Here is a 14367-nt window from a genome sequence, read left to right as displayed (position 1 = left end):
AATAGTCTGACAATGAGCAGTTCACCTGGACGGGAGTCAATCAATAAAAAATATCATTACCTGTCTGCGCTGGTTAAACCGTGGCAATGGGGGTAACGGGTGAGCCGACTGCGCCGGGCAATCGTAAAGGGGGCGCGGTTAGCATAAAACGTGAACGCTTGTTTTCCCGCAGCCATTTGGCCAGGTCGCTTAGATACCATAGCTCCGCCAAAGGCATGCCCAGCTTGAAAATGCAGTGATGATGCAATGGCAGCAGGGCGCAGCACCGGTCGGTTAAAGAGCCCCCCGGGTATTCAACCCCATAATTGTCTGCGGCAATCGCGGCAATGCCAGAATCACTGATCCATTGAAGCAGTTTTTCGTCCTGGCCATTCAGGGTCGTGCAGATATTATGTACGGTATGCGGATCAGGGTTTTTACCGGCTTCCAGCAGGTATTGGGCAAATTCCGTGTGCAGCACAAGAATATCGCCTTGCTCTACGACTACCTTGTCTTTTTCCATGACACGCATTAAATCATCGTAGCCAATGATTTTGGGTTCACGGCCATAATGGGCCGCCAAATCGACCATAACGCCCCGGCCCTGAATGCCTTTGACGGCAAAGTTGGCAATGTCCAGCGCCTTGGCTGAAGAGTGTTTCAGGCCGGTATCACTTTGGGCAAAGTTGTTTCTTTCATCGTAATCGGCAGGTCCCTGGATATCCTGGTTGGGCTTGAAGCCGTTGTAATAAACCCGTTCGGCGTGACCGTCACCGTCGGCATCAAAAAGGGCACCGACATGGCTAAGACTGTCCCACTGTGAAGAGTATTGCAGGCAAAGGGTGACTTTGTCGTCGCTAAGCACGTCGTGGGCACCTGGAATCAGCATTGCCATGGGGAAGTTGAAGTAGGGATGGCCTTCGCGCTCGGTGGGCTGAAGTTGTGGCGGAGTACGGCGGGGGTTAAGTATATTGCCACCCGGATAATCCAGCGGAAGGGAAAGGCAAAAGGTTTTGCCGGTTTTTATTTCGGCTGCCGCTTTCAGGACGACTTCTTCAGTGAGTAAATTTAATCTGCCCAGTTGGTCATCGGGCCCGTAATCGCCCCAATTGGATAAATGGGTGGGACACTGGAAAGCTGGACGCAGACAGTTTCATATTTTCCGGCATCGGCACAGGTATTACGATATGATCAGCGTGGGTTTGGCTTGTCTGAAAAGATAGTTGGTGAGGTCAGCATTGATCAGCATATTCAGGATCTGGCCATGCTGCTGGATAAGTTGGGTATAGCGCAACCAGTGGTGCTTGCAGGGGTAGCGGTAGGCGCGGGTATTGCGATCGGCTTTGCCGCGCGTTATCCCGAGCGGGTCAGCCACTTGGTGGCGTTTGCTCCGGCTTGTGGTATTGCCGCAGAAAAACGTGACAATGCGGTACTCAAAGCTAGCGAGATTGCCCAGAAAGGCATTCGTGCTGAAGGCCAGGCGATTTTTGATCTTGCTTTTCCTGAAAGCCTGCAAACAGACAAACAGAAATATCATGATTATCGTTGTGCCTGGCTGGCATCCGATTCAAGAAGTTTGGGGGCAATTTATAAAATGCTGGCGGGTCTGGATTTATCCGAAGCACTGGCTAAATTATCCGGCAACGTGGTGTTTATCGGGGGCGAGTTCGACGCGTTGCGTCCACCCGCCGAAATCAGAAGGCTGTCTGGCCTTTGTCCTGCTGCGCAAGCCCTGATTATTCCTTCAGGGCATTTCATGCAGGTGATCAGTCCGAAATACGTGGCCAATATGTTGTTGCGTATCGTGAATGATCAGGAAAGTGTCCAGCAACTTTCCGATGCGTTTTTAAATCATGAAGAAAACCGGGTGGGTGAAGTGCGGCATGCCGCTTGAAAGCGCTATCACGCTTTTGGGGTCGTAGAAAAAAAGGGCTATTGGCAAACGGTTTGAATGTGTTCGAGAACCGTTTGCCAAACCTGGTTTTTAGTGTTTTGCAATGGGTTTTTTGTATCAATAATGTTTTATCGGTCAGGCTGCCTTTTCAACGGCTTCATAACCATGGCTGGCCTGGATCAATTCCCTTGAATAGGGCGCTTTGGCTGATTTGGTAAATAGTACGTCGGGCGTCATTTCTTCTATGATGACACCCCGGTTCATGACTGCCAGCTTGTCACACATATGGGCAATGACCGCCAGATTATGACTGACCAGAATATAAGTAAGATTGCGTTCCTTGCGCAAATCGTCAAGCAGGTTCAATATTTCTGACTGCACGGACACATCAAGGGCTGAAGTTGGTTCATCCATGACCAGAATTTGCGGTTCGGTAATTAAGGCCCGGGCGATAGCAACACGCTGGCGTTGCCCTCCTGACAATTGATGAGGAAAACGGTAGCGAAAGCTCCGGTTCAGGCCGACTTCTTCAAGGCTTTTACATACTCTGGCTTCAATATCCGTGAATTTTTGAATGTATAGCGGTTCAGATAAAATCCGGTCGATGGAGTGTTTGGGGTGGATGGATCCATAAGGATCCTGGAATACCATTTGGACTTTACGATAAAAGGCTTTGTCACGTTTATGATTGACTAATGGGGTGTTTTCAATTTCAATTGTTCCCGTGTGCTTGTTCAGTCCCATAATGGCTTTCAGGATGGTGGATTTTCCTGAACCGGACTCTCCGACCAGACCGTAACATTCACCGGCAGCAACCTTGAAATTAATATTATGCAATACCTGATTGGCACCAAAAGACACATTCAGGTTTGACACATTAATCATTACCTGACTCATTCAAAACTCCTCAATTTTTCGCGATTAAGCACTTCAAGTCGTGGCTTCTTATGATCAAGGCTGGGTACGCAGTTAAGAAGACCTTGTGTATAAGGGTGTTTTGATGCATGCAATTCAGAAGCCAGGCATTCGTCTACAATGCGCCCGCGATACATGATAAGCACCCGGTCGCAAAATCGGGAAACCAGGTTCAGGTCGTGACTGATGAAAATCAATCCCATATTTCGCCGGGTGACCATTTCATTGATGAGTGACAGAATCTGGTTCTGTACCGATACATCCAGGGCAGAGGTCGGTTCATCGGCAATCAATAACTCCGGCTGAGGTATCAGCATCATGGCAATCATGATCCTTTGTCCCATGCCACCACTGATTTCATGTGGATAAGCATCAAAGACACGTTCGGGGTTATTGATTCTGACCAATTCCAGCATTTCCAGCGTTCTGGCCTTGGCTTCGGCTTTACTGACTTTATGATGAGTCAGGTAAGACTCCATAATCTGTTTGCCCACGCTCATGATCGGGTTAAGTGAGTAATGCGGGTCTTGCATGATCATGGATATTTTTCGGCCTCGGATTTTGCGCCATTGTTTGTTGTCCAGATTGCGCAAATCGATGTCATGAAATGATATTTCATCCGCTTCAACACGCGTGGGTTTTCTTAATAAACCAAGGACTGATTTGCTGGTAATGGATTTGCCTGACCCTGATTCTCCCACAACACCGACTTTTTCCACTCCCATGCTGAAATTGATGTCCTTGACAGCGTGGAAGGGACCTTTTGGGGTAGAAAAAGTCACATTAAGGTTTTTGATGGTTAAAATTTTTTTTTGCATGTTCTACCTCGTCTTGGGATCAAGGACATCCCTTAAACCGTCGCCCAGAATGTTGAAGCCCAGACTGACAATACATATTGCGATACCCGGTATCGTGGCTATCCACCAGTGATCAAGCAGATAATCCCTGCCGCTGGCAATCATGCTGCCCCATTCGGCCAATGGAGGTTGGGCGCCCAGTCCAAGAAAACCCAGACCGGCGGCAATAAGAATAATGCCGGCCATATCCAGTGTAAGACGGACAATGATGGAAGGTAAGCAAAGCGGCGCGATATGACCGTACAGAATGCGCAGGGTAGAGGCCCCCTGCAGCTTGATGGCCTGGATGAAGTCGGCGTTCTTGTGAATCATGGTTTCGGCACGTGCAAGCCTGGCATAAGCTGGCCAAGAGGTAATGGCAATGGCAATAATGGCACTGTACAGACCGGGTTCCAGCACGGCGGTAAAGGCAAGAGCAAGGATAAGACGGGGAAAGGCCAGAAAAATATCCGTTATGCGCATCAGGATACGGTCAATCAGGCCACCTGAAAAACCGGCCAGAATTCCGACGAGTAAACCGATAGGGCCAACAATAATGGCCACGGTAACAATAACTGTTAGGGTTGAACGAGAACCATATACAATTCTGCTCCAGATATCCCGTCCCAGATGGTCCGTACCCAGCCAGTGTTCGCTACTGGGCGCCAGCAGACGATCGTTAAGCGACTGCGTATAAGGATCATGAGTGGCAATGTAGGGGGCGGCGAATGCACATATAACCAGGGTCAAAACAATCAGCAGCCCAATGACAGCAAGTGGATTGCGGATGAATGACAGGAAAATCACATAGAGTTGCCCACATGTGGCCTGAAAGCGGGAAGCGGGTGTTTCGGATAAGAGCCATGAATTCATGTTGAGCCCCTGTTAAAGCGTGGATCAAAAAATCGTCCAAGTGCATCAGACGATATATTGATGACAACAAAACAAATGCCGATAACCGTCGTTCCTCCCAGTACCGCGTTCATGTCAGCAGAAAATAAAGAGTTGGTAATATAAAGACCAATACCGGGCCAGGCAAAAACGGTCTCTGTCAGGACAGCTCCCTCAAGCAGGTGTGCAAATGTCAGTGACACGACGGTCACTAATTGCGTCAATGTATTTTTGAAGGCATGATGAATGACCCTAAACTCGCTTAAGCCTTTAACGCGCGCGGTTGTAATATATTCCTGGCTTAACTGTTCCAGCATGAAAGAGCGGGTCATGCGTGCAATATATGCCATGGAGAGATAACCGAGCAGACTGGCGGGCAGGATCAGGTGTGACAGGAAATTGGCAAGAATATCCCACTGTCCGTGTATGATGGCATCCAACATGATAAAGCCGGTTTCCCGTTCAATGGTGTACTCATAGGCAACGTCCAGGCGTCCAACGCCGGCAACCCAACCCAGTTTGACATAAAAAATAAGCAGGCCAACCAGGCCTAGCCAGAAAATGGGGATTGAATAGCCGACCAGGGATATGACGCGGATGACCTGATCCAGCCAGCTGTTTTTATAAACGGCTGAAACAATACCCATCGGGATACCGAAAATGACACCAATAAAGGTGCCTGCTACTGCCAGCTCAATGGTGGCAGGAAAATAAATGGCAATGTCGTGCAGGACCGTTTGTGACGTCAGTACCGAGGTGCCAAAGTCGCCGTGCAGGACATTGCCTAGGTAATTGAGGAATTGCTGCCAAAGTGGCAGATCTAACCCCAATTCATCCCTGACTTTTGCATAAACTTCAGGACTGACCCGGTCTCCTGTGATCGCTAAAACCGGGTCAATCGGGATCACTCGTCCGATAAGGAAGGTGATGAGTAGCAGGCCAAGCACCGTAATCAGTAAAGTGAGTGTCTGGTCGCCTGCTATCCTGAAGTATGTACCAATGCGTTTTAAATTGAGTGTGTTAGACAAAATGCAATTCCTGTCAATTTAATTGGTTGGTTTATTGGGTTTTTTCGATTTTCCAGTAGAGGGCCGTATCAAAGCCGGGTCCTGAAATGAAATCATTCACATTTTTTTGTAAAACTGAACTTTCAATCAGTTGAAACATCATGATCATGGGAGAATTTTGCTGGACAACTCTTTGCTGTTCAAGATAAATGTTGCGGCGTTTTTCAGCATCCTGCTCCATCATCGCTTTTTCAGTCAGGACGGATAAATCGGGGATTTCCCAGCCATTACGCCATGCTGCAGTCTTGTTTTTGGAGTTGTCCGAGTTGTCGGTGTTTCTTACAAAAAACTCTGCCGTCGAGTGCGCATCAAGATAGTCGGGAGACCATGCAGCCAGCATGATGTCGTGTCCGCGTGAACGATACTTGGTCAAACCCTGTGCTTTATCACTTTGTGTCAGGTTAAGTTTGATGCCTGCTTGGGCAAAAGTGGATTGAATCGATTGGGCGATATCTGTTTGTGGAGCGGTATTGTACAAATCCATGGTGATGCTGAAACCATCTGGATAACCGGCTTCAGCCAATAAGGCCTTGCCTTTTTCCACATCCAGTTTGTAGGGGGTTTCCTGCAAACCGTCCTGACCGGTCAGGAAAGATTGGTGTACTTTGTAGTAACCATCCAGAAAGGTGTTGGCCATGGTTTGGTAGTCAATCAGCCAGCGCAAAGCTTCCCATACTTTTGGTTTTGCCAGAATTTCGTTTTTGGCCGAATTCAGCCCCAGATAATAGGTGCTCAGTTTCTCGGTAGTGGCAACTTTAACTTTATCATCAGAGCGGGCCTGCTTGATTTGGTCCGCGCTTAAATCCCTGGCAATATCAATATCACCCGCCGTGAGCAACAGTTTTTGTGCAGAAGACTCTGCAACATGGCGAATAATGAATCGTTTCGATTTGGGTGCGCCCAGATAAAAGTCGGGGTTGGCTTCCAAAACGACGGCATCCTTGGGTTTCCATACAACCAGTTTATAGGGACCGGAACCGGCTGAATTGGTTTTGAGCCAGTTGTAGCCGTAGTCATTGTCTTTGATGTGTTTGGATACTTCCACACTATCAACAATAGAGGCGACGCCGGCTGAAAGGATATTGATAACCAGCGAGTTGGCATAGGGTTGGGCAATTTTCAGGACCAAAGTTGAATCATCAACGGCCTTGACCATATCGTCAACGGTATCCGGTTTCCAGCCAAGCTGGTTGAAAATAAAGACCGGTGTCTTGCTGAGGTGGACAACACGTCTGAGTGAAAATTCGGCATCTTTTGCGGTAACCGGATTGCCGGAATGAAATTTCAGGCCTGGACGGATTTTAAATTCATAGGTCAGGCCATCATCCGAAACTTTCCAGCTTTCAGCAACGCCGCCGACTAATTTGGTAAAGTCATTGGGATCGAGCGTGACCAGACGGGTATAGAGATTGTTGATGATTTCTCCGCTGCCCCATTCAAATACTTCGGCGGGATCCAAGACTTTAATGTCATCAATTTTTCTCGCCATGATGATGGTATCTTTGGGTGTTGCACTTAAGGCTGGCAAGGCAAATCCCAGTGAAAAGCTGATGACCAGGGATTTGAAAATTCCCTTGATTTTAAGTTTATTCATTTTCTTTCCTTTAAAAATATAATTTTTAATTCAATGAATTCATATATGATTAAAATTTATATTTTTCTTTTGGTTTATTTTGGATCATGTTGGGATCATGCTTCTTAAGCAGATGCTTTGGACGCTTCAACGGTTTCCAGCGCTGCATTAAGGCCTGCTTCAACACCGTTAAACAGTTCGTCAATTTGTTCTTTTGTAATGATGAGTGGAGGGCAAAGGGCAATGGCATTACGGATGCCACGTACCAGAACCCCGTGTTTGGCCGCGTTTTCCTGAACCAGTTTTTCAATTTTCACTGAGGGGTCAAAAGGTTTTTTGCTGGCCTTGTCCTGTGTTAATTCAATGGCACCAATTAAGCCAATACCACGTGTTTCACCTACTAACGGATGCGCGCTCAGACTGTGCAGCTTACTCAGGAAATAAGGCGCTACCTCCTGCACATGGGAAACGATATTTTTATCCTGATAAATTTTCAGTGTTTCCAATGCGACGGCGGCACAAATCGGATGGCCAGAGTACGTGACGCCATGTGCAAAAACACCGACCTCATCACTTTGTTCCGCTATCTTTTCATAGATGGGCTGGCTAATCAGCGTGGCAGAAATGGGCAGATAGGAAGAAGACAGGGCTTTTGCCACTGACATGATATCCGGCTGCAGATTGAAGGTATCACTGCCGAACATGTTGCCTGTCCGGCCAAAGCCGCAAATAACCTCATCAACAATGAACAGGATGTTATATTTTTTCAGGATTTTTTGTACCCCCTCGAAGTATCCCTTGGGTGGCACAATAACCCCACCGGCTCCCATGACGGGCTCGGCAATAAATGCCCCAACGGTATCAGGGCCTTCTTTGAGAATAAGCTGCTCGAGATTGTTGATCAGGCGTTGTGTGAATGCCTCTTCTGACTCACCTGGATTGGCACCATGATAGTAACTGGGGCAGTCAGTGTGAAGAATGCGATCGATGGGGAGGTCAAAGAATTGATGATTGGCAGGCAATCCAGTCAGGCTGCCAGAGGCAACTGTGACACCATGATAGCCCCGCAAGCGGGAAATGATTTTCTTTTTCGCGGGTTTGCCAAGGGCGTTATGGTAAAACCAGACCAGTTTTACTGCTGCATCATTGGCTTCCGAGCCCGAATTGGCATACAGGACTTTAGCCAGACTTTTAGGGGCTATTTCCAGCAGTTTTTCAGAAAGCTCGATAGCCGGTGTATTGGAACGGGAGTTGAATAAATGGTAATAAGGCAGTTTTTTGAATTGCTCAATCGCTGCATTGACCAGGCGCTCTTCAGAAAAACCCAGTGAGGTGCACCATAGGCCGGACATGCCTTCAAGATAACGTTTGCCATGATTGTCATAAATATAAACGCCTTCCCCGCGCTCTATAATCATGGGACCTTTGTTAAGGTGGTCGCCCAAATTGGTGTAAGGGTGTACAAGATTTTTGACATCAGTGGCGGAACTTAAGGTTTCACTGCTCATTTAATCCTCCCGGGTGGATGGTATCCATCAATAAGTAGATGTTTGTTTGAATGGGGCAAAACACGTGAATGTGTTTTACCTGTTTCAGTACATTATGAATTTATTTTTTTTAAACAACAAAGTTTCCACATAATAGAACTTGTCTCTTGCTCATGGCCTGCACATTTGTTTTCCCTTGATACGAAAAAATCAGGGTTTTTACTTACCACAGGTGTGTGATTCTTTGTAAGTTCAAATGGCCGTTGCCCCCTCCCAAGGCAAATGTGATGGCCGAAGAAGCTTGTGTCAGCAATTGGGCAAATTCTTTTATTTTCTGGGGTTTGAACCGGTTGGCCGGTCCGGACAGTCCGATGGCGGCAATGACATTACCAGAACCATCGGAGATGGGTGTGGCGACGCCATAAACGCCTTCACGCCATTCACCTTTATTGACGGCATATCCCTGTTTGCGAATTTTCTCCACTTCCAACAGGAGTTTTTTGGGGTTCGTAATGGTGTTGGGTGTGTGTTGTTCCAGGTTTTTGGAAACCCGCTCGATGAATACATCTGATTGATAGGCCAGCATGATTTTTCCGGTTGCCACACAATACAAGGGCACTCTGCCACCGATTTGCGTATAGGCCCTGATAGGGCTTGAACTGTCTATTTTGTGGACATAGACGACCTGCATATTATCTATCACGGAAAGGTGTGAGCTTTCTGAAGTGAGTTGGGTCAGACTGTCCATCCATTTTTCTGAATATTTACGTAAATCCAGTTTGGAAAGTACGGCTGAGCCAAGCTCCCACAGCTTGATGGAGGCAGAGTATTCGCCGGTTCTTTCATCTTTAATAATGTAATTTTGTGCAACGAGGGCATGGAGTAAACGGTGCACGTTGCTTTTCATCAGTCCCAATTCATTGGCGATATCAGTCAAGCGTAACGGTCGGTCGCTGTGGCATAGCATCTCTAGGATTTGTATGCCTTTGATCAGTGTGTTGTTCATCCTTGAAGTTCCACAAAATAGAAAAGTAGGATCTTTAAATGGAAAGAGCTAGACTTTGCTCATGTCTTTCATGTGTCAGCTTATTATTATCGTCAGGAAAATATATGCCTATTTACCCTAATCTTCCTCTTTCCGGTGTCAAGGTGATTGAGTTTTGCAGTGTTGCGGCGGGGCCTTTTTGTGGCATGCTGTTGGCTGATATGGGCGCCGAGGTTATTAAAATAGAACCACCCGCCGGCGATACACTACGGCAATGGCCGCCTATCAATGAAGGGTTTAGCGAAAATTTTGCCTCACTGAACCGTAATAAACACTCTCTTGTGCTGGACTTGAAAAATGAGGCTGATCAGCAACTGGCGAGAAAGCTGGTATTGTCTGCGGATGTTCTGGTAGAGAATAACCGTCCCGGTGTGATGGATAGATTGAATTTGGGGGCGGAGTCTTTCAAGAAAGAGCATCCGGATCTGGTTTATTGCTCTATCTCGGCATTTGGCCAAGATGGCCCTCGGGCAAATGAGGGGGGATTTGATGTCACGATACAGGCGGCTTCGGGTGTGATGAGTGTCACCGGAGAAGCCGATGGGGGTCCGGTAAAGTGCGGTGTTCCAATTTCTGATTTTGCTTCAGGCTTATATGCGGCTTTTTCCATCAGTTCAGCGCTGATGAAGGTGAAAAACGGCCTGGGTGGCAGTCGGATCGATATTTCCATGCTTGGTTGCACATTGGGTATTGCCGCTTTGCAAACCAGCGAATTTTTCGGTACGGGTATTAATCCCATTAAATTGGGTGCGGCTCATCCACGAAATGCACCTTATGAGGCTTTCAAGTCGCGGGATGGTTATTTTGTAATCGCTGCCGGCAATCAGAAGTTATGGAAGTCTGTGTGTGATGTAACCGATCTGCCGGAACTGTTCAATGATCCGCGTTTTGCCACCACCCTGGACAGGGCAAAAAATCAGAAGATACTCAAGGTCTTGCTGGAAGAAAAGTTTGTTACTCAGGATACGGACTATTGGATCCGTGTCTTCAAGGAGGCAGCTGTACCGCATAGTCGGATTAATGATTACGAGACTGCCTTGAGTGATCCCCAGGTACAGCACATGGGATGGGTGCAGGAGATAACGTTGCCGAATGGGGCTCAAACCAAAACATTTATTTCACCTATTCGTATTGATAATAATAATTTACCTGTCCGCTTGCCTCCTCCTGAAAAGGGGGCGGATAATCACCGTTTTGTGAGTGGCTTATTGAAAGAGGAGGCTTAGTATGAGTCAGGCACGATTATTGGAAGCAGTACAGCGATTGATAAGGCTGGTGGAAAAAAAAGAATTGAAAGAGCCTGAAATTTTGTTACAGGCAAAAGAAATCATGCGCGATCTTGTCAGTCAGGATGATTGGCTTGATGAAACCTTTGCAAGACCGCATCCCGAATATTACCAGCAGTACTTGCTCTATGGAGATCCATTGGATCGTTTTTCACTGGTCAGTTTTGTCTGGGCAGGCGGGCAGAACACACCGGTTCATGATCATACGGTCTGGGGAGTAATTGGTATGCTCAGGGGGGCAGAAACCGAAAAACACTTTGCCTTCAATGAGGAGAATATTCTTCAGGAGACTGGCAAGGTTACCACCCTGTCTCAGGGAGATGTTGCTTGTGTGTCGCCTTCAATTGGGGATATTCATCAGGTCAGTAATGCGTTTCAGGACCAGACATCCATCAGTATTCATTTATATGGTGGCAATATAGGAAAAATCCAGCGGCATGTTTTTTATCCGGGAACCCCGGAAAGGAAATCGTTCATTTCCGGATATTCATCCAACGTGACAGCCAATCTATGGGTTAAATGAGGCAATGCAAAGAATGAGCCAGGAATTTGAATTAATTCAGCATGAAAATATCAGTACCATTGTCTTAAAGCGTGCACATAAAGGGAATTGTCTTTCCCGGGAACTGGTCAGGCAATTAAACGGGGTGTTGGATCAATGCCTGGAAAACAAAACAAAAGCATTGCTCATACGTGCTGAAGGCAAGCACTTTTGCACCGGGTTTGATTTGTCCAATCTTGAGTCGGAATCCGATGACAGTCTGTTGGCCAGATTTATTGAAATTGAAATGTTGCTGCAGAAAATTTACTGGGCACCTTTTGTCACTTTAGTCCTGGGACAGGGCAAAGTCATTGGCGCCGGTGCAGATATTTTTGCCTCCTGTACCTACCGCATTGCACTGGATACCTCTTCATTTACTTTTCCGGGGGCAAAATTTGGCCTGGTGCTGGGTAGCCGTAGACTGGCTGCGCGCGTAGGGACTTCAATGGCGAGGGACTGGATCAACGCCGGAAGAAAAATAAGTGCGGCCGATGCATTGTCCAGTGGGCTGGTTACTCATGTATGCCGTTTTGAAGAGCAGGAAAGTTTGATCACAGAACTGCTGCAGGCACAATGTTTGTCCCGGTATACCCAGCAACAGATTTATCGGGTAACGGCACTCGATGAGGGGCATCAGGCGGCCGATTTGCAGTCATTAATATTGTCCATCATGCCGGGCAGTATCAAACAACGGATAAGCGAATATATAAATCAATAAATGGAATTTGAGACATGACTTCTATCACTAATGCTGCCAGTCTGGCGGCACTTATGAACCCGCGTTCTGTGGCCGTTATTGGCGCATCCGAAGACCAGACAAAGTTTGGCGGACGTCTTTATAAAACACTCATCCGTCATGGTTACAAGGGAACTGTTTACCCCATCAATCCGGGGCGTGAGTCCTTGTTTGGCATAAAAACTTTTCCTGATATTACAGCAACGCCAGAGGCCCCTGACATGGTTGTCATGGCATTGCCTACTGCAAAAGTCAAAGAGGAAATTAGAAAATGTGCTGAGAAGGGGGTCAAATGCGCCATTATCATTACGTCCAAGTTTTCCGATGCAGGTCCGGAGGGAGCTGTCTTAGAGCGTGAAATCGTTGAAATAGCCAGGCAATACAATATGCGTCTTATTGGCCCCAATTGCCTGGGGTTGATCAGTCCAGCCAATGAGCTGGTTTTGTGCTCTTCACCGGCCCTGAATGTGGATGCCCTCATTAAAAGTCCGATTGGCTTTATCAGTCAGAGTGGTGCCCTGATGGGAACACTTTTCGACAAGGCGCACTCACAGGGTATTGGTTTCAGTCACTGTTTTTCAATTGGTAATCAGGCGGATCTTGAACTGTGTGACTTTCTTGAAATGCTGATTGATGATGATGAAACTTCTATTATTTGTGCCTATATTGAGGGCCTGAAATCACCCCGGCGTTTCATTGAATTGGCAAAACTGGCTCGTTTGAAAAACAAGCCGATTCTGGCCGTCAAGGCCGGGAAAACGGAAGCGGGCAGCAAGGCTGCGTTTTCCCATACAGCCAGTCTTGCCGGTGATTATGAGTCCTTAAAAGCCATTTGCAGAAGTCAGAATATTATTCTGATGGACGACCCGATGGCCATGTTCCTGTTGGCGTTGAGCATGGCCAAATTTCCTGGCCAGAAAGTGGGTAATGCGACTATTATCACCACCTCTGGCGGTGGTGGTGCACTGACTGCTGATGCGATGTCAGAACAGGACATCCCTTTTTCAGCGTTTGCTGAACAAACGAAGACATCTCTTGCCGAGTTGTTTACGCCCGGTCAGGCTTTCAATCCGATTGATCTGGGTGGACGCAGACATGATGTGCTGGATACCGACAGGATTTCAGCGTTGACAGCAGAAATTGTCATGAAAGATGCGTGTGTTGATGCCGGTTTGTTTGTGCTGACGACTGCGCCCTCTGTATTGAATACGACGACAAGCCTGGTCACAGGGGCGGAAAAAACGTCGAAACCGTTTATTGCGGTGATGTTGCCGGGTCAGGCGGCCAATGCGGCCAGAGAGTATTTGGTTGCCAATAATATTCCTTTTACTAATACTCTCAATGAAGCGGTAGCCGCACTGAAAAGCTGGAAAGCATGGTCTGATTTTACCGCTTCACCAGAGGTGGTTTTGCCGGATGGTTTGCCTGATGTTAGTCATGTAAAAGGCGTTCTTAATGAGTCTGAAACCAAGAAGTTAATGGCTTCGTTCGGGATTCCAGTGAATAAAGAGATCATTGCTGCCGATATTGCAGCTGCCATAAAGGCAGCGGGTGACATTGGTTTTCCTATGGTTGCCAAGGTGGTTTCCAGCCAGATCGTTCATAAATCCGATGTGGGCGGGGTGTTGCTTAATATCCAGTCGACCAAAGAACTGGAGCAGCGACTGACGGCTATGGTTAGTCATATCAACCAGGTTTTACCGTCTGCCCGGATTGAGGGATTCTCCTTGCAGAGTATGGAATCAGGGGAACTGGAGTTGATCGTGGGAGCCAGAAATGATGCCCAGTTTGGTCCGCAGGTCATTATAGGCAGTGGTGGCATTCTGGTTGAGCTATTGAAAGACACGCTGGTGCTGCCAGCGCCCGTGCATGTGGAAGCGGCCAAACAGGCGCTTGACGAACTGAAGATAGCCCCTTTGTTAAAAATCTATCGCGGCAGGCCTGCTCTGGATGTGGAAGCGGTGGCACAGACCATTCATCGTTTGAGTCTGCTTGCCTGCAGTCTTAAAGACAGTCCTTTTGAAATAGAGATTAATCCACTTAAAGTGAAACAACAGGGTAACGGGTGTGTGGCAGTGGATGCCAGGGCACAAATCAATTAAAGATAATTCAGGAGA

The 14367-nt window shown here is 47.3% G+C and carries 13 protein-coding genes; 5 read left to right on the top strand and 8 right to left on the bottom strand.

Translation table 11 applies throughout. From position 1 onward, the window contains the following. Positions 1-73 precede the first annotated feature (73 nt). Entirely contained in the window at positions 74-1126 is a 1053-nt protein-coding gene (locus KU392_RS11055) for a cyclase family protein (protein WP_217735356.1), read from the bottom strand. Here KU392_RS11055 and KU392_RS11050 point away from each other — a divergent pair. Then, entirely contained in the window at positions 1097-1873 is a 777-nt protein-coding gene (locus KU392_RS11050; protein WP_217735334.1) for an alpha/beta fold hydrolase, read from the top strand. The two genes, KU392_RS11055 and KU392_RS11050, sit on opposite strands and share 30 nt — an antisense overlap. Positions 1874-2008: 135 nt before the next feature. Here KU392_RS11050 and KU392_RS11045 read toward each other — a convergent pair whose 3' ends face one another. The 7 genes from KU392_RS11045 to KU392_RS11015 all read right to left on the bottom strand — a co-directional run bounded on the left by KU392_RS11045 (position 2009) and on the right by KU392_RS11015 (position 9648). Then, a complete protein-coding gene (locus KU392_RS11045; protein WP_217735355.1) occupies positions 2009-2758 on the bottom strand; it encodes an ABC transporter ATP-binding protein in 750 nt (249 codons plus the stop codon). Between the two features lie 8 nt (positions 2759-2766). Next, complete coding sequence (locus tag KU392_RS11040; protein WP_425514658.1) at positions 2767-3513, bottom strand: ABC transporter ATP-binding protein; 747 nt, start codon at positions 3511-3513, stop codon at positions 2767-2769. A 96-nt stretch (positions 3514-3609) separates the two neighbouring features. Continuing rightward, the gene (gene nikC / locus KU392_RS11035) at positions 3610-4497 is read right to left on the bottom strand and encodes a nickel transporter permease (protein ID WP_217735332.1); all 888 of its coding nucleotides are present in this window, start codon (positions 4495-4497) and stop codon (positions 3610-3612) included. Further along, a complete protein-coding gene (locus KU392_RS11030; RefSeq protein WP_246587442.1) occupies positions 4494-5543 on the bottom strand; it encodes an ABC transporter permease in 1050 nt (349 codons plus the stop codon). The genes nikC and KU392_RS11030 overlap by 4 nt, the downstream gene beginning before the upstream one ends. 31 nt (positions 5544-5574) lie before the next feature. Beyond that, positions 5575-7176: an ABC transporter substrate-binding protein gene (locus KU392_RS11025; protein WP_217735331.1), complete on the bottom strand. Its 1602-nt coding sequence runs from the start codon at positions 7174-7176 to the stop codon at positions 5575-5577. A gap of 104 nt (positions 7177-7280) precedes the next feature. Next, complete coding sequence (locus tag KU392_RS11020; RefSeq protein WP_217735330.1) at positions 7281-8663, bottom strand: aspartate aminotransferase family protein; 1383 nt, start codon at positions 8661-8663, stop codon at positions 7281-7283. 202 nt (positions 8664-8865) lie between these two features. Beyond that, positions 8866-9648, bottom strand: coding sequence for an IclR family transcriptional regulator (locus tag KU392_RS11015; RefSeq protein ID WP_217735329.1), 783 nt, complete (start codon positions 9646-9648; stop codon positions 8866-8868). 104 nt (positions 9649-9752) lie between these two features. Here KU392_RS11015 and KU392_RS11010 point away from each other — a divergent pair, with 104 nt between their 5' ends. The 4 genes from KU392_RS11010 to KU392_RS10995 are packed head-to-tail and all read left to right on the top strand — an operon-like array spanning position 9753 to position 14352. Continuing rightward, on the top strand, positions 9753-10913 hold the full coding sequence (locus KU392_RS11010) for a CaiB/BaiF CoA transferase family protein (protein WP_217735328.1): 1161 nt from the start codon (positions 9753-9755) through the stop codon (positions 10911-10913). A gap of 1 nt (position 10914) precedes the next feature. Continuing rightward, positions 10915-11496, top strand: coding sequence for a cysteine dioxygenase family protein (locus KU392_RS11005; RefSeq protein WP_217735327.1), 582 nt, complete (start codon positions 10915-10917; stop codon positions 11494-11496). Between the two features lie 13 nt (positions 11497-11509). Next, positions 11510-12232 (top strand): enoyl-CoA hydratase/isomerase family protein, encoded by a 723-nt coding sequence (locus KU392_RS11000; protein ID WP_217735326.1) that lies wholly within the window; start codon positions 11510-11512, stop codon positions 12230-12232. 14 nt (positions 12233-12246) lie between these two features. Further along, complete coding sequence (locus KU392_RS10995) at positions 12247-14352, top strand: acetate--CoA ligase family protein (RefSeq protein WP_217735325.1); 2106 nt, start codon at positions 12247-12249, stop codon at positions 14350-14352. The last annotated feature ends 15 nt before the right edge of the window (positions 14353-14367 follow it).

Source organism: Advenella alkanexedens (assembly GCF_019132845.1).
GTDB lineage: Bacteria > Pseudomonadota > Gammaproteobacteria > Burkholderiales > Burkholderiaceae_B > Advenella > Advenella alkanexedens.
The sequence above is the reverse complement of the archived record's forward strand: the minus strand, read 5'-3'. Positions and strand labels throughout refer to the sequence as shown.